The 18,793-nt window shown below is 45.0% G+C and carries 16 protein-coding genes and 1 pseudogene; 13 read left to right on the top strand and 4 right to left on the bottom strand.

Annotation, left to right across the window (positions count from 1 at the left end; translation table 11 throughout):
- The 3 genes from lrp to DK423_RS07095 all read right to left on the bottom strand — a co-directional run bounded on the left by lrp (position 1) and on the right by DK423_RS07095 (position 3,850).
- The gene (gene lrp / locus DK423_RS07105) at positions 1-480 is read right to left on the bottom strand and encodes a leucine-responsive transcriptional regulator Lrp (protein ID WP_005558035.1); all 480 of its coding nucleotides are present in this window, start codon (positions 478-480) and stop codon (positions 1-3) included.
- Between the two features lie 838 nt (positions 481-1,318).
- Positions 1,319-2,692, bottom strand: coding sequence for a DNA repair protein RadA (gene radA, locus DK423_RS07100; protein ID WP_061885912.1), 1,374 nt, complete (start codon positions 2,690-2,692; stop codon positions 1,319-1,321).
- Between the two features lie 3 nt (positions 2,693-2,695).
- Positions 2,696-3,850, bottom strand: a complete 1,155-nt coding sequence (locus DK423_RS07095; RefSeq protein ID WP_005558033.1) for a CYTH domain-containing protein — start codon at positions 3,848-3,850, stop codon at positions 2,696-2,698.
- Between the two features lie 164 nt (positions 3,851-4,014).
- Between DK423_RS07095 and DK423_RS07090 the strand changes: the two genes are divergently transcribed.
- The 10 genes from DK423_RS07090 (at position 4,015) to DK423_RS07050 (ending at position 14,124) form a co-directional block, all read left to right on the top strand.
- Complete coding sequence (locus tag DK423_RS07090) at positions 4,015-4,695, top strand: TIGR00153 family protein (protein ID WP_005558032.1); 681 nt, start codon at positions 4,015-4,017, stop codon at positions 4,693-4,695.
- A 25-nt stretch (positions 4,696-4,720) separates the two neighbouring features.
- A complete protein-coding gene (locus DK423_RS07085) occupies positions 4,721-5,986 on the top strand; it encodes an inorganic phosphate transporter (protein WP_061886078.1) in 1,266 nt (421 codons plus the stop codon).
- Positions 5,987-6,054: 68 nt separating this feature from the next.
- Positions 6,055-6,666, top strand: a complete 612-nt coding sequence (locus DK423_RS07080) for a TIGR04211 family SH3 domain-containing protein (RefSeq protein WP_005558030.1) — start codon at positions 6,055-6,057, stop codon at positions 6,664-6,666.
- Positions 6,666-7,943 carry a multifunctional CCA addition/repair protein gene (locus tag DK423_RS07075; protein ID WP_005558028.1) on the top strand — a complete coding sequence of 426 codons (1,278 nt, stop codon included), beginning with the start codon at positions 6,666-6,668 and terminating at the stop codon, positions 7,941-7,943. The genes DK423_RS07080 and DK423_RS07075 overlap by 1 nt, the downstream gene beginning before the upstream one ends.
- Before the next feature lie 60 nt (positions 7,944-8,003).
- The gene (lolB, locus tag DK423_RS07070; RefSeq protein ID WP_005558027.1) at positions 8,004-8,630 is read left to right on the top strand and encodes a lipoprotein insertase outer membrane protein LolB; all 627 of its coding nucleotides are present in this window, start codon (positions 8,004-8,006) and stop codon (positions 8,628-8,630) included.
- Positions 8,627-9,538, top strand: coding sequence for a 4-(cytidine 5'-diphospho)-2-C-methyl-D-erythritol kinase (gene ispE / locus DK423_RS07065; RefSeq protein WP_005558025.1), 912 nt, complete (start codon positions 8,627-8,629; stop codon positions 9,536-9,538). The genes lolB and ispE overlap by 4 nt, the downstream gene beginning before the upstream one ends.
- Positions 9,539-9,578: 40 nt before the next feature.
- Positions 9,579-10,529 carry a ribose-phosphate pyrophosphokinase gene (locus DK423_RS07060; RefSeq protein ID WP_005558023.1) on the top strand — a complete coding sequence of 317 codons (951 nt, stop codon included), beginning with the start codon at positions 9,579-9,581 and terminating at the stop codon, positions 10,527-10,529.
- Between the two features lie 176 nt (positions 10,530-10,705).
- The gene (locus DK423_RS11175) at positions 10,706-10,852 is read left to right on the top strand and encodes a hypothetical protein (protein ID WP_005558022.1); all 147 of its coding nucleotides are present in this window, start codon (positions 10,706-10,708) and stop codon (positions 10,850-10,852) included.
- 298 nt (positions 10,853-11,150) lie between these two features.
- Positions 11,151-12,296 carry an FMN-dependent L-lactate dehydrogenase LldD gene (gene lldD, locus DK423_RS07055; RefSeq protein WP_005558021.1) on the top strand — a complete coding sequence of 382 codons (1,146 nt, stop codon included), beginning with the start codon at positions 11,151-11,153 and terminating at the stop codon, positions 12,294-12,296.
- A gap of 238 nt (positions 12,297-12,534) precedes the next feature.
- Entirely contained in the window at positions 12,535-14,124 is a 1,590-nt protein-coding gene (locus tag DK423_RS07050; RefSeq protein WP_005558020.1) for an L-lactate permease, read from the top strand.
- 154 nt (positions 14,125-14,278) lie between these two features.
- Here the strand turns inward: DK423_RS07050 and DK423_RS07045 are convergent, their stop codons facing one another.
- Complete coding sequence (locus DK423_RS07045) at positions 14,279-14,611, bottom strand: DUF496 family protein (protein WP_005558019.1); 333 nt, start codon at positions 14,609-14,611, stop codon at positions 14,279-14,281.
- 199 nt (positions 14,612-14,810) lie between these two features.
- Between DK423_RS07045 and serC the strand changes: the two genes are divergently transcribed.
- From serC to aroA, 3 genes and pseudogenes are all read left to right on the top strand, one after another.
- On the top strand, positions 14,811-15,998 hold the full coding sequence (gene serC / locus DK423_RS07040; protein ID WP_005558018.1) for a 3-phosphoserine/phosphohydroxythreonine transaminase: 1,188 nt from the start codon (positions 14,811-14,813) through the stop codon (positions 15,996-15,998).
- A 111-nt stretch (positions 15,999-16,109) separates the two neighbouring features.
- Positions 16,110-17,208, top strand: a pseudogene (hisC, locus tag DK423_RS07030) (histidinol-phosphate transaminase).
- Between the two features lie 10 nt (positions 17,209-17,218).
- Positions 17,219-18,550 (top strand): 3-phosphoshikimate 1-carboxyvinyltransferase, encoded by a 1,332-nt coding sequence (gene aroA, locus DK423_RS07025; protein WP_061885992.1) that lies wholly within the window; start codon positions 17,219-17,221, stop codon positions 18,548-18,550.
- The last annotated feature ends 243 nt before the right edge of the window (positions 18,551-18,793 follow it).

Here is an 18,793-nt window from a genome sequence, read left to right as displayed (position 1 = left end):
CTATTTTAACTGTAAAAAATTCGTTTGTTTCACTTCTTCCATCACCACATAGGTTCGCGTGTCGTTCACCCCAGGCAGACGCAGCAAGGTGGTTCCCAGCAATTTACGATAAGCCGCCATATCCGCCACCCGTGTTTTCAATAAATAATCAAAATCACCGGAAACCAAATGGCATTCCTGAATTTCATCTAACTGCTGCACCGCCGCGTTAAATTCTTCAAACACATCGGGCTTGCCACGTACCAGCGTAATTTCCACGATCACCAACAACGGCGAATCCAATAATGCAGGATTCAGCAAAGCACGATACCCCACAATCACGCCCTGCTTTTCCAACCGCTTCACCCGCTCCAGGCAAGGTGTCGGCGATAACCCTACTTTCTTGGACAAATCAATATTGGAAATTTTTCCGTTACGTTGCAATTCGTTGAGAATTTTTATGTCGATAGCATCAAGGGCTTTGGGTAGTTTTTTTTCCATGAGGTTTTGAGCTGAGTTTGAAAATTGAGGGGAGATTTTAGCGTAATTTGAGGGAAAATTCAGTAATAAAGTGAGGGGATGTTGTTTTGGGGTTGGTATATCGGGTTTCGCCGATGGCGAGTTCCTTTTCTTTGCTTCGCCAAAGAAAAGGAACCAAAAGAAAGGCGACCCGGATAAGTCGCTTTTCCCTTTTTCTAAGTATTTTTCTTAACGGAAAGTTAGCAGACTCCGCTTGACGCGTCGCTGGCGTAACTTCCCTAAAAAATACTTAGAAAAAGGGGCGCCTTAAACGGGGGAAATTATTCTTTCTCCGAATAACCTTTCTTTATTTCACAAAACTTAAAGTGCGGTACATTTTCCACTCGTTTTTCGGCATTATATAGTAAATGCACAAAACGGTTGCTGAGACGGTTTCTGAGCTTGTCGAAGGATTAGTCGAAGCATGAGTTTTGTGCCTAAATGGGATGAAATTACTCATCCTTCGACAGTGGTTCGACAGGCTCACCAACCATCTCAGGAACCGTAATTTCATCTTTGTGCAACAGCTACATAATAGCGTCGTCTTTAATCTTAAAAACAAATCAAAAACGCACCGCACTTTTCAAATAACGCTCCAACGGGGTCCCCGTATAAATTGCCCGAACGTGCGTTAATTTTTAGGAAAATTTCTTCTGTTTGAGCGTAGCGAGTTAGAAATTTTCCGTGAAAAAAATTAATGCTAAGAGAGGAAAAGCAATTTATCCGGGGTGCCCTTTTCTTTGCCTTCTTTCTTTTGGGCAGGCAAAAGAAAGAAGGTCGCCTTGGCGAAAATAGGAACTCGCCATCGGCGAAACCCGATTTAAAACCGATCCAACACCCCAATCGCATCACCCAACTTCCGCACCGTGAACACCTCCATATTCTCCACCTTATGTTTCGGTTTATTGCCAAAAGGCACGATGGCGCGTTTAAAACCATGTTTGGCGGCTTCGCTAATGCGTTCCTGACCGCTTGGCACGGGGCGGATTTCGCCTGCTAAACCCACTTCGCCGAAGACCACTAAATCCTGTGGCAGCGGGCGGTTGCGGAAGCTGGAGATGAGTGCGAGGAGTAAGGCTAAATCCGCGCCGGTTTCGGTCACTTTAACGCCACCCACCACGTTCACAAAAACATCCTGATCCGCCATTTGCAAACCACCGTGGCGGTGCAAAACGGCGAGTAATAAGGCGAGACGGTTTTGTTCTAGCCCCACGGCGACACGGCGCGGATTGGCGAGCATGGAATGATCCACTAAGGCTTGAATTTCCACCAACAGCGGGCGCGTGCCTTCCCATAACACCATCACGGAACTGCCGGGCGTTTGTTCGTCGCCGCGACTCAAAAAGATCGCCGACGGGTTTTTCACTTCGCGCAGCCCTTGTTCCGTCATGGCGAACACGCCTAATTCGTTTACGGCGCCGAAACGGTTTTTATGGCTGCGTAAAGTGCGGAAACGGGAGTCCGTTTCGCCTTCCAATAATAAAGAACAGTCAATGGCGTGCTCCAACACTTTCGGTCCGGCAAGGGTGCCGTCTTTGGTGACGTGTCCCACCATCACAATCGCCACTTGGCGGGTTTTCGCGTAGCGGGTTAAAAACGAAGCGCATTCACGCACTTGTGCCACGCTGCCGGGGGAAGATTGAATGTCCGCCAAGTGCATAACCTGAATGGAGTCGATGACAATGATCTGCGGTTTGAGCTGATCCGCCAGGTTACAAATTTGCTCTACGGAAGTTTCCGACAGCATATTCAATTTTTCCGGCGGCAAGCCAAGGCGTTTGGCACGCATCGCCACTTGTTGCAAAGATTCTTCACCAGTGACATAAAGTGCGGTCATTTTTTGCGATAAATTACACATTACCTGCAATAATAAAGTACTTTTCCCCGCCCCCGGGTGCCCACCGATAAGAATCGCACTGCCCGGCACGACACCGCCGCCCAGTACACGATCCAGCTCAAAAAATCCGCTACTGAAACGCGGGGTTTCCTGTAGGCTGATTTCACTCAAGGTTTGAATTTTGGCACGGGTTTCGCCCGCATAGCCGCTAAACCGATCCGCTTTATTATTTGAGCCGGAAACCAACCGCACTTCGGTGATGGTGTTCCAGGCTTTACAGGCGGAACATTGCCCCTGCCAGCGGGAATATTCCGCGCCGCAATCGTTACATACATAAGCCGTTTTTGCCTTTGCCATAGATTACCCACCGATAGTTAAAGTGATGAGATGAAGCATACGTTGGGCGTATTGCGGCGTTTGAATGAGTTCAAGCAATTTATTCATCGCCAGGGCGTTATCTTTACTTTCGCTGTGCAGACGAATGATATAGTGAAGCTGCGTCAATATGCGGTCATTTTCTTCAGTCACCTCCGTCAATACATTGTCCTGCGCATAATGCCGATTGGCTGCCAATTGCTCATTCAATGCCGCTTCCAACAGGGATTTATTGTCTTCATAATAGTGATACAAATTGAAAAACGCGCCTACCCGTTCAACGGTTTTGATAAAACTGCCGGCAAAGAAATTTGCCCCTAACGCCAAAGTTTCTTCCACTAAAGATTGCTCGTAGCCCAAAAGTGCGGTTACAAAATCCAACGGATTTTGAACGTTGGCTTTGCCAACGGCCCCATCGGGGCGAACAATAGAACTTGATTCGATTGTGAGTAATTTTTCCGATGTTTTTTGCGCCCGTTTTTCCGCCTGTAAAACGCCGCGCCAATGTTCGATCCAATCACTTGATTGGGCGAGTTTACCCTGCGCCAATTGATAACCGCGTTTGGCTTTACTCACGGAATAAAAATGTACGCTGCCCTCATAGCGGGTTAAGAAATCCATCACAAAGGCAAAAAATGGCGCCAATTCGCCGGATTTGATTTCAAATTCTATTTCGCGGATAGGCTGCCGTTTATCGCCTGCAGCCACACTGCCCAGATCAAACGCCACTTCAATTTGGCAATCGGGCGCATATTGCACCAGCCAGCTTCGGCGTTCGAAATCCGTGCTGAAAACGGGGTGCAATTCCGCCTTCGGATTGCAGAGCCGTAAACCGTGTTTTTCAATTAACGCGTTCAAATCGGGCTTGGCATCGGGCAACGCCACATTATACTCGGGGCGCACGTGCAATCCGCCGGAAACATTGCCGTCGGTTTTTAGCGTTAACGTGTAATTGTCCTGCTGACGGCGAACCCGCAAGCCCATTTTATGTCGGGTAAAAAACTGATCGGAGGTGTCATAATAGGTGTTGGCTAAAAAATCGCATTGTTTTTCAACCACTTTGAAATGATTTAAAATTTTGTCTAATTGTGCTACATCGACAAAATCCACCGCTAACTTTAATTCAATTTCATCCTGCATTATAAAATCCCTTAAAGATCATAAGGTTTTATCTTCTTACCTGATTTATAAGGGGTTTATTATCCAATAAATAAGGGGATTTTTCGATTAAAATCGTGAATTTTTCATCAACATAATGTAATATGCGCGTGAATTATTAACCTTCCTTAAAGGAGTCACTTTTTATGGCAATGAATAATATCCTCGGATTATTTGCCCACTCCCCTTTAAAGCCCCTGCAAAAGCACTCTAATAAAGTTACCGAATGTTGTGAATTATTAATCCCTTTTTTTGAAGCAACATTTCATACCGACTGGGCAAAAGCGGAGCAAATTCGTTTAGATATTTCTGCACACGAACGTCAGGCTGACGCGTTAAAACGTGAGATTCGTTTAAAATTACCGCGTGGTTTATTCATGCCTATCGATCGTACGGATTTGTTGGAATTAGTGACTCAACAAGATAAATTGGCAAACTACACCAAAGACATTGTCGGCCGTATGATTGGTCGTCAATTAAGTATTCCGGAGGAAATGAAAAACGAATTTATGAGCTATGTACGTCGCAGTTTGGACGCTACCGAACAAGCCCATAAAGTGATTGAAGAAATGGATCAACTACTGGAAACCGGTTTCAAAGGTCGCGAATTAAATTTCGTCAATCAAATGATTAACGAGCTGGATATCATTGAAGACGATACCGACCAAATACAAATTAAATTGCGAAGAATGTTATTTGATATTGAAGATCGCTTTAACCCGATTGATGTAATGTTCTTATACAAAGTCATTGAATGGGTCGGTGTACTTGCCGATCAGGCACAACGTGTCGGAGCGCGCATTGAGCTGATGTTAGCACGTTCATAATTTCCATTTATCCGGGATTTTTTCAATGGAATTACTCAATCAATATGGTTCGTTATTAATCATAATTACCGCAATTTTCGGTTTTTTTATGGCCTTTGGTGTAGGAGCTAACGATGTTTCAAATGCCATGGGAACATCTGTTGGTTCAGGGGCAGTCACAGCAAAACAAGCTATTTTTATTGCCATGATTTTTGAAGCCGCCGGTGCTTATTTAGCCGGTGGTGAAGTCACAGAAACGATCAAAAGCGGCATCATCGACACTATGGAATTCGTCAATGAACCGGAAGTTTTAGTTTTCGGGATGATGGCTGCCCTCTTCGCTTCAGGCGCCTGGTTATTAATCGCCTCCAAAATGGGCTGGCCGGTATCCACCACTCACTCTATCATCGGTGCTGTTATTGGTTTTGCGTGTGTTACGGCAGGCCCTCATTCGGTTGATTGGAGCAATATCCGAAATATTGTTGGCAGTTGGTTTATTACACCGGTAATTGCCGGTATGTTGGCTTACGCCATTTTTATCAGCACGCAAAAACTGATTTTTGACACAGAAAGCCCACTTAAAAACGCACAAAAATATGGTCCTTATTATATGGGTATTACTATTTTCATCTTGTGCATTGTTACCCTGGCCAAAGGGTTAAAGCATGTAGGGTTAAATTTAAGCAGTCAGGAAAACTTCCTGATTTCTTTTTCTATCAGCGCAGTAGCCGTTATTTACTGCTATTTTTACTTTCGTAGTAAAAAATTCAAACAAAGAATGCTCCATGGCGGTACCTTTAGCGGCGTAGAAAAGATCTTTAGTATTTTAATGCTGATGACCGCTTGTGCTATGGCATTTGCCCATGGTTCTAACGATGTTGCGAACGCTATCGGTCCGCTTTCTGCGGTGGTCGCTATTATCAAAAGTGGTGGCCAAATCGCAAACAACACCCCCCTCGTTTGGTGGATTTTGCCCCTGGGCGCATCCGGTATCATGGGCGGTTTGATCGTCATGGGCTACAAAGTAATGGCAACTATCGGTACGGGCATTACGGATTTAACCCCAAGTCGCGGCTTCGCTGCCCAATTCGCCACCGCGATGACCGTGGTCGTGGCATCCGGTACAGGCTTGCCGATTTCCACGACACAAACCTTAGTGGGTGCTGTATTAGGCATCGGTTTCGCGCGCGGAATTGCGGCAATTAACCTGACCGTAATTCGCAACATCGTGGTTTCATGGGTTGTTACTCTGCCTGCCGGTGCATTGTTCTCTATTATTATTTACTATTTGCTCAAAGCAATTTTTCATTAATCGGACTAAAAGTGCGGTCATTGATTACCGCACTTTTAATTCTTATTCACTAACTTAGGGTCTACAGTATGCAAAAAAACATTAAATACTTTCTCACACTAACCTTTCTGGGCTTAGGTATCACTACTGCACAAGCAGAAACCAAATATGTAACAGAAAACCTTTCCACCTACTTACGTAAAGGTGCAGGTGACCAATATAAAATTGCCGGTGCTATTAAATCAGGTGAGCCGGTAACTGTATTGGATCAAAAAGATCGATATACTCTAATCCGCGATGGCAAAAATCGCGAAGCCTGGATTTTAAGCAGTGAGCTAAGTAATGAAGCCAGCAGCAAACTGGAAAATCCCAAATTAAAACACCAAATTCAGGAATTAAGCATGAAGCTAGGCCGTATAGACAGCGACTGGCAACAACGTACTATTGAAATGCAACGACGTGCCAAACAAGCGGAACAACAAAGCAGCGAACTCTTAGAACAAAATTCACAGCTGAAACGCGAATTGGAAATCACCAAAAACAAAAACCGCGATTTGGAAGCCATGTTAGATGCGGGCAAACGCGAAATTGCTATTCAATGGTTCATTTATGGCGGTTCTGTGCTTGGCGTCGGCTTATTAATTGGGTTGATTTTACCGTTAATCATGCCGAAACGCCGTCGTCGCGATGGTTGGGCATAATGTCCGAAAGTGATTTTCAAATTTATTTAGTTGGCGGGGCTGTGCGCGATCAGCTTCTCAACCTGCCTGTTCAAGATCGCGATTGGGTTATTGTGGGCGCCACGCCGGAAGTACTACTCCAACAAGGCTATCATCAAGTGGGAAAGGATTTCCCCGTTTTTTTGCACCCGCAAACCAAAGAAGAATACGCCCTCGCCCGCACGGAGCGTAAATCCGGTGCGGGCTACACCGGTTTTATTTGCGATTTTTCTCCCGATATTACTCTGGAACAGGATTTAATCCGCCGCGATCTCACCATTAACGCCATGGCACAGGATTTGCAGGGCAATCTGTTCGACCCTTATGGTGGCGCACAGGATTTAACCAACCGTGTGTTACGCCACGTTTCCCCCGCTTTTATTGAAGATCCCCTGCGTGTTCTGCGTGTGGCGCGCTTTGCCGCCCGTTATCACTATTTAGGTTTCAAGATTGCCGAAGAAACCCTGCAATTAATGAAAGATCTCACCGCCCAAGGGGAGCTGCAACATTTAACCGCCGAGCGGGTATGGGCGGAAACAGAAAAAGCGCTAAACGAGAAAAATCCTGAAATTTATTTTGAAACCTTACGCCTGGTAGGTGCGCTCAAGGTGTTATTCCCTGAATTGGATGCCCTATATGGCGTACCGAACCCGGCGAAATATCATCCGGAAATTGACAGTTTCGTGCACACCATGATGGTGTTAAAACAGGCGACGTTGCTTTCCGAACAAGTGGATTGCCACAAAAGTGCGGTGCGTTTTGCCGCCATTTGCCATGACTTGGGCAAAGCCAAAACGCCGAAACAAAACTGGCCGCATCATCACAGTCATGAAAAGCTCGGTATTGCACCGACCCAAAGCCTGTGCAAACGCTTAAAAGTGCCCGGTTATTATCAACAACTGGCGGAACTCACCTGCGAATATCACACCCACATTCACAAAATTTTTGAATTACGCCCGGAAACCATCGTCAAACTGTTCAATACCTTTGATATTTGGCGCAAACCGTTACGTTTTATGGAATTTTTGCTGGTGTGTTTTGCCGATACGCGCGGACGCAAAGGTTTCTCGCACATTGCGTACCCGCAACAGGAATTTGCCGTCGCCCTATATCGGGCGGCATTAAAAGTGGATATTCAATCCATCATCGCGGCGGGCTTTGAAAATAAAGCCATTCGCGATCAGTTAAACCGCGGGCGGATTTTTGCCGTAAAGCAAAAACGTACGGAAATCCTACCGCACTTTAAACCATCGGCATAAGCTTGCCGCCCTCATTACGAACCGTAAAATAGCCACCATTTTTGGGGATAAAAATTGTTTATGAAAAAATTAAAATCCTACGTTTTACTTGTGTTAGCCGCGTTATTTTTAACCGCTTGTGTCACCGATCAGGAACGTCCGACTAACATAAAATACATCGAAAAAACCGACCGCACTTGGCAGCAGCATTTCACCCAATTAAAACAAATCCAAAGCTATCGGGCGCTGGGGCAATTAGGTTACATCAGCAACAAAGAACGCTTCTCCACGCGTTTCGACTGGCAATATAACAACCCGCGTGATTATACCCTGAAACTCTATTCCACCATCAGCAGCGAAACCCTGCAAATTCAAATGCACGATCAAGGAATGACCATTTCTGACAACAAAGGACGCCAACGCTCCGCTGCCGATGCAAAAATGCTGTTACGTGAAATTATCGGCATGGATTTTCCGCTGGAACAATTCGCTTTCTGGCTAAAAGGTCAACCGGAAGATAACGCTGATTATCAAGTGGGAGAAAACCATCTGTTAGCCACCTTCAGTCGTACCATCGACAGCAAACCTTGGACGGCAGACTATTTGTCCTATCACATGAATCATCGTCCGCCGATGCCGAAAAATATTTTACTGAAAACGGAAGGGCAAACGTTGAAAATCCGCGTAGATGAATGGCTGTTTCAATGAAAACGTATCAATTTTCCACCGCACTTTTCACCCCTGGAGCCTTGCAAAGCGAACAAGGTTTGCGCTTTCCCTGCCCGGCAAAGCTGAATCTTTTTTTGTACATTAACGGCAAGCGGGCGGACGGCTACCACGAGCTACAAACCCTGTTTCAGTTTGTCGATTTCGGCGATTGGCTACACATCAAAGTGCGCCCGGATGGCGAGATTCGTTTAACTTCCGCCATTGCCGATTTAAAAGCGGAAGACAATTTAATTTATCGCGCGGCGAAATTGCTGCAACAGCATACCGGCCGCACGCTGGGTGCCGATCTGCTGTTAGATAAAATCCTGCCTGTGGGCGGCGGCGTGGGCGGCGGTTCGTCCAACGCAGCAACGACATTGGTCGCCTTAAATCATTTATGGAGAACCGGTTTGAACACCGGGCAGCTTGCCGAACTGGGCTTAACCCTCGGCGCCGATGTACCGATTTTCGTGCACGGCAAAGCGGCGTTTGCAGAAGGCGTAGGCGAAAAAATCACATACTGCGAACCACCGGAAAAATGGTATCTGGTGCTCAAGCCGAATGTGTCTATTTCCACTGCCGTGGTGTTCTCTGACCCGCACTTGCCACGTAATACGCCGAAAAAATCGCTGTCACAATTATTAGCGGAAAAATATGCAAACGATTGTGAAAAAGTTGTGCGAGATCATTATTCAGAGGTTGAAGAGTCACTGAACTGGTTGGTAAAATATGCACCGGCCAGATTAACCGGGACTGGTGCTTGCGTTTTTGCGGAATTTGATGATAAAAAATCTGCCCAATCAGTTCTCCAAGCCAAACCAAAAAATTGTTTTGGTTTCGTCGCAAAAGGATTAAATCATTCTCCCTTGCATGAAATGTTGAAAAACGTGCCTGATTCAACGAATTAACCAACTTATTTTACAACCTAACTCCTGAGGTCAATTTACGATGCCTGATATTAAACTCTTCGCCGGTAACGCCACACCGGAGCTCGCGAAACGCATTTCCGAAAACCTGTTCACCAAATTAGGTGATGCCACCGTGGGCCGTTTCAGCGATGGTGAAGTACAAGTCCAAATTAACGAAAACGTACGTGGTAGCGATGTATTCATTATCCAATCCACCTGCGCACCGACCAACGATAATTTAATGGAATTATTGGTGATGGTTGACGCATTGCGCCGCGCATCCGCCGGGCGTATTACTGCTGTCATCCCTTATTTCGGCTATGCCCGTCAAGATCGTCGGGTACGTTCCGCGCGCGTACCGATTACCGCCAAAGTGGTTGCAGACTTTCTCTCCGGTGTCGGTGTTGACCGTGTATTAACCTGCGATTTACACGCCGAACAAATTCAAGGCTTCTTTGATGTGCCGGTAGACAACGTGTTCGGTTCACCGGTATTACTTAACGACATTCGCAAAAAAACCGACCTTACCAACCCAATTGTGGTTTCTCCGGATATTGGTGGTGTGGTTCGTGCCCGTGCTGTTGCCAAATTATTGAACGATACCGACATGGCGATTATAGACAAACGTCGCCCGCGCGCGAATGTATCCAAAGTCATGCACATTATTGGCGATGTTGCGGATCGTGACTGTATCTTGGTTGACGACATGATCGACACAGGCGGCACCTTATGCAAAGCGGCGGAAGCCCTGAAAGAACGTGGTGCAAGACGGGTATTCGCCTATGCCACCCACGCCGTATTCTCAGGTTCTGCGGCAAAAAATATTGCCAGCGACGCCCTTGACGAAGTGGTGGTCACTGATACCATCCCACTTTCTCCGGAAATACGCGTATTAGGCAAAGTCCGTACCTTAACCTTATCCGGTATGCTTGCCGAAGCTATTCGTCGCATCAGCAACGAAGAATCCATTTCCGCAATGTTTAACGAATAATAAAAAAACACCCGTAAAAACCACCGCACTTTAAACCACAAAAGGTTTAGTAAAAACTAAACCTTTTGTTTTTATACGTTATGCCGAACTAACTACCCGCCACATTGTTGTGCTATAATCGCGCCACATTTAATTTAGCAACCCATTTTATTTTAATTTATCAGTAAAGGTGTTCCATGAAAAAATTACTTTTTGTCCTCGCCGGCATTTTAACCATCGCCGCCTGCTCCCAACCAAAAGACATCTATTTTAACGGTTCCGAAGGTTCCCACTCCGGTTTGAAATACGACAAAACTACTAAGACTTTTGGCGTTAATAACTAAGAGTAAAAGTGCAGTAGAAATTTATCTGTTTTTTCCACCGCACTTTCTTTCTGCTATTTATGAATATTCATCTCTTAGAATAAATCTGGCCTGTTCGGTATCATACACTTCCATTTCCAGCTAAGTATTGGTACCTCCACAGGTAAACTCACTCAAATAATCGTCACAATTTTGTGATCTTCTGCACATTTTACAAAAAATATGTAAGTATCTTGACTAAATTGTTTGCAAAGAAAAATTACTTACATTATTGTTAAATAATAGTTATCAATATGTAATATAAAAAGAGGTAATACCAATGATTATTTCGTCCGCTAACGATTATCGTGAAGCCGCACGTCGCAAAGTTCCACCTTTTATGTTTCATTATGCTGATGGTGGTTCTTATGCAGAACAAACCCTAAAACGTAATGTAAACGATCTGGAAAATATCGCACTTAGGCAACGTGTGTTAAAAGACATGTCACAATTGGACACTCAAATTGAGTTATTTGGAGAAAAATTATCCATACCTGCAATTCTTGCGCCCGTGGGAGCGCTGGGTATGTATGCACGCCGCGGTGAAGTACAAGCCGCCAAAGCGGCTGCAAGCAGAAATATTCCATTTACTCTTTCGACAGTTTCAATCTGCTCTATTGAAGAAGTTGCTCCAAAGATTGATCGTCCGATGTGGTTTCAGCTTTATGTGTTGAAAGACAGAGGGTTTATGCGCAATGCTCTTGAGCGGGCAAAAGCCGCCGGTTGTTCAACTTTAGTATTTACTGTCGACATGCCAACTCCCGGTGCACGTTATCGGGACATGCATTCAGGTATGAGCGGTCCTTATAAGGAAATCCGTCGTATCATTCAAGGGATAACCCATCCCTTTTGGGCATGGGATGTCGGAATTAAAGGTAAACCTCATACATTAGGCAACGTGTCTCACTATATGGGTAAGCAAATTGGTTTAGATGACTACATTGGCTGGCTTACAGAAAACTTTGATCCTTCTATCTCGTGGAAAGATTTGGAGTGGATCCGTGAATTCTGGGATGGTCCAATGATTATTAAAGGGATCTTAGATCCAAAAGACGCCAAAGACGCCGTACTTTTCGGTGCAGATGGTATCGTGGTGTCAAATCATGGTGGTCGTCAATTAGATGGTGTGTTATCTAGTGCACGGGCCCTTCCACCGATTGCAGAAGCTGTAAAAGGTGAAATTAAAATTCTGGCAGATTCGGGGATTCGTAACGGGTTAGATATTGTCAGAATGATTGCGCTGGGGGCAGATGCCTGCATGATCGGACGCTCTTTTGTATATGCACTTGGTGCGGCAGGTCAGTTGGGCGTGGAAAATATGCTGGATATTTTCAAAAAGGAAATGCATGTTGCCATGACACTTACCAGTAATCAAAAAATTAGTGACATTACTAAAGACGCATTAGTAGATTTAAGTAAGCTATAACCTATTAATACGTAAAACACCAAACGGCGTATTTTATATACGCCGCCTTTAATTTGAGTAAAACCATAATAATTAAAAACCAAGAATTCACACCTAAAAAATAAGCATAAAAAATCCCCCTGTTAACCAAGAAAATTAACTTTTATGGTTAGGTCAGGGGTGTCAGTTTTACCATATTTACACAGCTCATATAATTACATGAGCTATTAATTTAACTAATTTAGCATCGGAGTACTCTATGGCTCTTTTCTTAAGTGTCTTTCCAATAATTCTATTAATTTATTTAATGGTTAACCGCAATGCTTTACCATCTTATATAGCGCTCCCTTGGATTGCTGCCGTGGTATTCATTATCCAACTAGTATTCTTCGGTACCGATATTACTATTGTTAGTGCAAACATCGCTTCAGCATTAGTTGCAGTACAGACGCCGGTTACAGTAATTTTCGGTGCAATTTTATTTAACCGCTTTTCAGAAATCTCCGGAGCCACAAATACACTGCGCAAATGGTTAGGAAATATTAACCCTAATCCTGTTGCTCAGATTATGATTATCGGCTGGTCTTTCACTTTCATGATTGAAGGTGCCAGTGGTTTTGGTACACCGGCAGCAATTGCCGCACCTATTTTAGTAGGACTAGGCTTTCCTGCACTAAAAGTAGCAATGTTAACGCTGGTAATGAATTCTGTACCGGTTTCTTTCGGTGCAGTGGGTACGCCAACATGGTTCGGTTTTGGCTCGTTAAATCTAACAGAAAATCAAATTCTTGAAATTGGTTCTATGTCGGCTCTAATTCATAGTATAGCGGCACTTATTATTCCACTTATTGCATTACGCTTTATCGTCAGTAGCAAAGAAATTATCAAAAACATTCGATATATTTATCTGTCAATTTTCTCTTGCACCGTGCCTTACTTTTTACTGGCGCAAGTTAATTATGAATTTCCGGCACTGGTAGGAGGCGCTATCGGTCTGTTTATTTCAATTTTTCTAGCTAATAGAGGTATTGGTTTGGAAAAAACCGAGGATGCATTAAATGGTCCTGCGGTTAATTTCCCAAAGGTAGCTAAGGCATTATTCCCTACCGGATTATTAATCATAATTTTAATCATAACCCGCCTACAACAACTTCCATTTAAATCGATAATGAACGATACCACGTCATGGTTCAGTGTTCAGCTGGGTTCATTAGGAACTTTCGACATAAGCAGAGGGTTAATTCTCAGCCTAAAAGATATTTTCTCGACGCAAATCAGCGCAAGCTATAAATTACTCTATGTGCCGGCATTACTGCCATTTATTGTCACTGTATTGATTGCAATTCCGATATTTTCTATTACTAAAACCCAAACTAAAGATATTTTTGCCAGTAGTTTCAAACAAACAAAGAACCCATTCTTTGCGCTTGTCGGGGCATTAATCATGGTAAATCTGATGTTAGTCGGTGGCGATAATTCAATGGTAAAAATCATCGGTAAAAGTTTTGCAGAAGCAACGGGTCAATATTGGACTATATTTTCTTCATACTTAGGGGCAGTAGGGGCTTTCTTCTCCGGTTCAAATACAGTGTCTAATCTAACTTTCGGTAGCGTACAGCTTTCTACTGCTGAACTTACCGGATTGTCCTCGACTTTGATACTTGCATTACAATCCGTAGGCGGTTCAATGGGTAATATGGTATGCATCAACAACATCGTTGCCGTTAGCTCAGTCCTGAACATTAACAATGTAGAAGGCGTAATAATCAAGCGTACTGTGTTACCGATGATCATTTACGGTATTATCGCGGCCATTGTTGCCATTACAATTGTCCCTCTTATCTATTAAGGACCAGCCTCACCTTAAGCTTCCCTTGAAGCTTACGAAAAAAAGTGCGGTCAAAATTTACTGCGGATTTTGACCGCACTTTATTAACATTAACACCATTTCACCACAAAAAAATGGCGAGTTGCCTCACCATTCTTTTACCTCCCGCGCCACTTTATTTTTTCGCGGATTCCCTATGGGATTTCTGTTGTGACTTCATTTTACTGCTGATTTCGCGCCGTTGTTTAGACAATTCGGCATTGCGGATAACATAGTCGTCCACACGGTTTTCGTAGTCATCACGCATATTTTCGATAATCGTGCGCACATCACGAATAGACATGTCGTCACGAATGTACTGATCTAAATTTTGTAACAACAATACGCGTTTCTGGTTATCGCGGATTTTACGATTATTATCGTCCATATCGCGCAATAGTTTATTTTTTAAGCGATACATACGCACATACTCCAAAACATCCTGAAAAGATTTATTCACATTGTCCATCGATTTGCTCCCTTGTTATAAAAAATGAATGGCGATAATGTAGCCTTTTTTCACTACTTCGTCAAAGCATTCGCGTATTTTCGGGCAGATTCTTCAACGCAGAGATAAATTCAAAAAATTTCCGCAAAAAACATTGATTAGAAAACAGCAAGGTGATAAAACTTAATCCTCTTTTTATTTATTTTAAGGAAATAATTATATGGCGAACGTATTTAATTTCAGTGCCGGTCCGGCGATGATGCCGCAGGCGGTATTAGAACAAGCGCAACAAGAATTACTGAACTGGCAAGGGCAAGGCACGTCGGTGATGGAAGTCAGCCACCGCGGCAAACTGTTCATGGAATTAATCATCCAATCCCAAGCGGATTTTCGCAAACTTTATAATGTTCCTGAAAATTACCAAGTCCTGTTTTTACAAGGCGGCGCACGCGGTCAATTCGCCGCCATTCCGATGAATTTATTACGTGAGAACGGCAAAGCGTTGTATTTAAACAGCGGTCACTGGTCTGCCACCGCCGCCAAAGAAGCCCGTTCTTTCGGCGAAATTGACGAAATCAATATTCTGGAACCGAGTGATGAGCTAAAAGTGAAACCTTTAGATTTCAGTGATATTGCCGAACAATACGATTACGTGCACTACTGCCCGAACGAAACCATCAGCGGCGTAGAAATTTTTGATGTGCCGAATGTAGGCAACGGCGTGTTAGTGGGCGATTTCTCCTCCACCATTCTTTCCCGCAAAGTGGATGTCAGCAAATTCGGGTTAATTTATGCCGGCGCGCAAAAAAATCTCGGTCCGGCGGGGATTACCATCGTGATCGTGCGCGATGATCTTATCGGCAACGCGCGCAAAGCCACACCGTCTATTTGGAATTACGAAATTCAGAAAAACAGCGATTCCATGATCAACACCCCGCCGACTTTCGCGTGGTATTTATGCGCCTTGGTATTCAAGCATTTATTGGCTATCGGCGGGTTGCCTGAAATCGAAAAACACAACCTGGCAAAAGCGAAACTGCTTTACGATTATTTAGACGGCAGCGATTTCTACCGCAATAACGTGGCGAAAGCCAACCGCTCTTTAATGAACATCACCTTCAGCACCGGCAATGATGAACTGAATGCCAAATTCGTCGCCGACTCCACCGCCGCAGGTTTACAGGCATTAAAAGGACACAAAGTGTTAGGCGGTATGCGCGCCTCCATTTATAACGCCATGCCGATTGAGGGCGTACAGGCGTTGATTGCTTTCATGCAAAAATTCGCGGAGAAAACGCGTAACTATCATAAAAGTGCGGTTGGTTTTTCAAACACATTTTATTCTGTACTCTTCTTCGCTCCCTCCCGTTTACGGGGGGAGCTGCCGCAGGCTGAGGGGACGATATAGCCCCCTTCCGCCCTTCGGGCACCTTCCCCCGTAAACAAGGGAAGGAAAGGTAATTGTAAAAACATTCGGAATTCTGACCGCACTTTTCTTTCATCACCACTCGGAGCAACCATGCAATACACTGATCGTGCCAATGAAGGCGTTAAAACCCTTTTGCCTTATCAAGCGGGCAAACCCATTGAAGAACTGGAACGCGAATTAGGCATTGAAAACATCATCAAACTCGCCTCCAACGAAAATCCGTTCGGCTTGCCGCCAAGTGCGAAAAAAGCCATTCAGGCGCAATTAGATAACCTCAATCTTTACCCCGATTCTAACGGATTTTATTTCAAACAGGCGGTTGCCGGGAAATTCAGTTTACAGCCGGAACAAATCACCCTCGGCAACGGTTCCAACGATTTAATCGAACTCATCGCCCACACTTTTGCCTCCGAACAGGATGAAGTGATTTATTCCCAATACGGCTTCATTGTTTATCCGCTAATCAGCCAGGCCTTGAATGCCAAACGCGTGGAAATTCCGGCGAAAAATTACGGCAATGATTTGAAAGCATTTCTGAAAGCCATCACGCTGAAGACCAAATTGATCTACATAGCCAACCCGAACAACCCGACGGGCAGCTTTGCAACAGCGGGAGAAATTGCCGACTTTTTAGCACAAGTGCCGCCGCAAGTGATTGTGGTATTGGACGAAGCCTATGTGGAATTTACCGATCCGAGCGAACGGGTGGATTCTTTCGGTTTGTTGGCGAAATACCCGAATCTTATCGTGTGCCGAACCCTTTCCAAAGCCTACGGATTAGCCGGTTTGCGTATCGGTTATGCGGCTTCCTCGGTGGAAATCGCAGGGCTGTTAAATCGCGTACGCCAGCCCTTTAACTGTAACAGCCTGGCACTTGCCGCCGCCACAGCCGCTATTAAAGATGACGAATTTGTAGCGAAAGTCGCCGAAAACAATCGAATCGGCTTGCAATTATTAGAAAATTTCTTCGATGAAAAAGGACTGCGTTATGTACCGTCCAAGGGGGAATTTCGTCATGCTGGATTTACAACAGCCTGCCGCCCCCATTTATCAGGCGTTGTTGAGTAAAGGCGTGATCGTGCGTCCGCTTGCCGGTTATGGTTTGCCGAATCATTTACGTATCAGCATCGGCTTGCCGGAAGAAAATCAACGTTTTTTAACCGCACTTAGCGAAATTTTAGGCTTATAACGGACAACTTATGCAGCAAGCAATTTCCATTACGCTCAATCCCATTGCCCGCGTTGAAGGCACCATTCATTTACCCGGCTCGAAAAGCCTCTCCAACCGCGCCTTATTGCTGGCAGCATTGGCGCACGGCACCACCAAAGTAACCAACCTGTTGGACAGCGATGACATCCGCCACATGCTCAATGCCTTAAAACAGCTCGGTGTGCAATATACGTTATCCGAAGATAAATCCGTATGCGAAGTGCAGGGCTTGGGCGGCGCCTTTCAGTGGCACGACGGCTTGGCGCTATTTTTAGGCAATGCCGGCACCGCCATGCGCCCGCTGGCGGCAGCACTTTGTTTGGCTCGCAGCGCGGATTCCGCCCAAAACGAAGTAATTTTAACGGGCGAACCGCGCATGAAAGAACGCCCGATTCAGCACTTAGTAGACGCGTTATTACAGGCAGGCGCCGATATTCGTTATTTAGAAAATGAAGGCTACCCGCCTATCGCCATTCGTAACACGGGATTACGCGGCGGTTTAATTAAAATCGACGGCTCCATTTCATCACAATTTTTGACCGCACTTTTAATGGCGGCGCCCCTTGCGGAGGGCGACAGCGAAATCGAAATTATCGGCGATTTGGTGTCCAAACCGTACATCGACATCACCCTCAACATGATGAAAACCTTCGGCGTGACTGTGGAAAATCAGCATTACCAACGCTTTATCGTGAAAGGCAAACAATCCTACCAATCGCCCGGCACGTTTTTAGTGGAAGGCGATGCCTCCTCCGCTTCGTATTTCCTCGCCGCAGGCGCCATTAAAGGCAAAGTGAAAGTGACAGGCATCGGCAAAAACAGCATTCAGGGCGATCGCCTGTTTGCCGATGTCTTAGAAAAAATGGGCGCCAATATCACTTGGGGCGACGATTTTATTCTGGCGGAACAAGCCCCGTTACATGGCGTGGATATGGACATGAACCACATTCCCGACGCCGCCATGACCATCGCCACCACCGCGCTCTTTGCGGAAAGCGAAACCGTGATTCGTAACATTTACAACTGGCGCGTGAAAGAAACGGATCGTTTAACCGCCATGGCGACGGAACTGCGTAAAGTAGGCGCAGAGGTTGAAGAAGGTGAAGATTTTATTCGCATTCAACCGTTAAAACCCACGGAATTTAAAGCGGCGGAAATCAAAACCTACAACGATCACCGCATGGCAATGTGCTTTGCGCTCATCGCCCTTTCCGACACGCTGGTAACGATTTTGGATCCGAACTGCACGGCAAAAACCTTCCCGACCTTTTTCAAGGAATTTTTAGCCATCGCGCAACAACCGACCGGCAAAGCGAATTAGCCGTACAAGGCGAATAAAAACGCCGTAAAAACAAACCGCACTTTGATCTGCCCCCCAAAAGTTGGACATCACAACCAACCAGTTAAAGTGCAGATTTTTATGGGTAAACATTATTCAATCGAATTCAAACATCACATTGTCAAACTTGTCTTAGAAGAACATTGGGGCATTCGTGAAGCCGCACAACACTTCCATATTGCCGCCCATTCTTCCGTTGTTGTCCGGTTGCAACGCTTTGAAAAA

Origin of the sequence: Aggregatibacter actinomycetemcomitans (genome assembly GCF_003130205.1) — a bacterium.
Taxonomy (GTDB): domain Bacteria; phylum Pseudomonadota; class Gammaproteobacteria; order Enterobacterales; family Pasteurellaceae; genus Aggregatibacter; species Aggregatibacter actinomycetemcomitans_A.
The sequence above is the reverse complement of the archived record's forward strand: the minus strand, read 5'-3'. Positions and strand labels throughout refer to the sequence as shown.

Excerpts from the sequence above, each read along its gene's own strand:
- lrp (WP_005558035.1), bottom strand. The coding sequence starts at position 480 with ATGGAAAAAAAACTACCCAAAGCCCTTGATGCTATCGACATAAAAATT.
- radA (WP_061885912.1), bottom strand. The coding sequence starts at position 2,692 with ATGGCAAAGGCAAAAACGGCTTATGTATGTAACGATTGCGGCGCGGAA.
- DK423_RS07095 (WP_005558033.1), bottom strand. The coding sequence starts at position 3,850 with ATGCAGGATGAAATTGAATTAAAGTTAGCGGTGGATTTTGTCGATGTA.
- DK423_RS07090 (WP_005558032.1), top strand. The coding sequence starts at position 4,015 with ATGGCAATGAATAATATCCTCGGATTATTTGCCCACTCCCCTTTAAAG.
- DK423_RS07085 (WP_061886078.1), top strand. The coding sequence starts at position 4,721 with ATGGAATTACTCAATCAATATGGTTCGTTATTAATCATAATTACCGCA.
- DK423_RS07080 (WP_005558030.1), top strand. The coding sequence starts at position 6,055 with ATGCAAAAAAACATTAAATACTTTCTCACACTAACCTTTCTGGGCTTA.
- DK423_RS07075 (WP_005558028.1), top strand. The coding sequence starts at position 6,666 with ATGTCCGAAAGTGATTTTCAAATTTATTTAGTTGGCGGGGCTGTGCGC.
- lolB (WP_005558027.1), top strand. The coding sequence starts at position 8,004 with ATGAAAAAATTAAAATCCTACGTTTTACTTGTGTTAGCCGCGTTATTT.
- ispE (WP_005558025.1), top strand. The coding sequence starts at position 8,627 with ATGAAAACGTATCAATTTTCCACCGCACTTTTCACCCCTGGAGCCTTG.
- DK423_RS07060 (WP_005558023.1), top strand. The coding sequence starts at position 9,579 with ATGCCTGATATTAAACTCTTCGCCGGTAACGCCACACCGGAGCTCGCG.
- DK423_RS11175 (WP_005558022.1), top strand. The coding sequence starts at position 10,706 with ATGAAAAAATTACTTTTTGTCCTCGCCGGCATTTTAACCATCGCCGCC.
- lldD (WP_005558021.1), top strand. The coding sequence starts at position 11,151 with ATGATTATTTCGTCCGCTAACGATTATCGTGAAGCCGCACGTCGCAAA.
- DK423_RS07050 (WP_005558020.1), top strand. The coding sequence starts at position 12,535 with ATGGCTCTTTTCTTAAGTGTCTTTCCAATAATTCTATTAATTTATTTA.
- DK423_RS07045 (WP_005558019.1), bottom strand. The coding sequence starts at position 14,611 with ATGGACAATGTGAATAAATCTTTTCAGGATGTTTTGGAGTATGTGCGT.
- serC (WP_005558018.1), top strand. The coding sequence starts at position 14,811 with ATGGCGAACGTATTTAATTTCAGTGCCGGTCCGGCGATGATGCCGCAG.
- aroA (WP_061885992.1), top strand. The coding sequence starts at position 17,219 with ATGCAGCAAGCAATTTCCATTACGCTCAATCCCATTGCCCGCGTTGAA.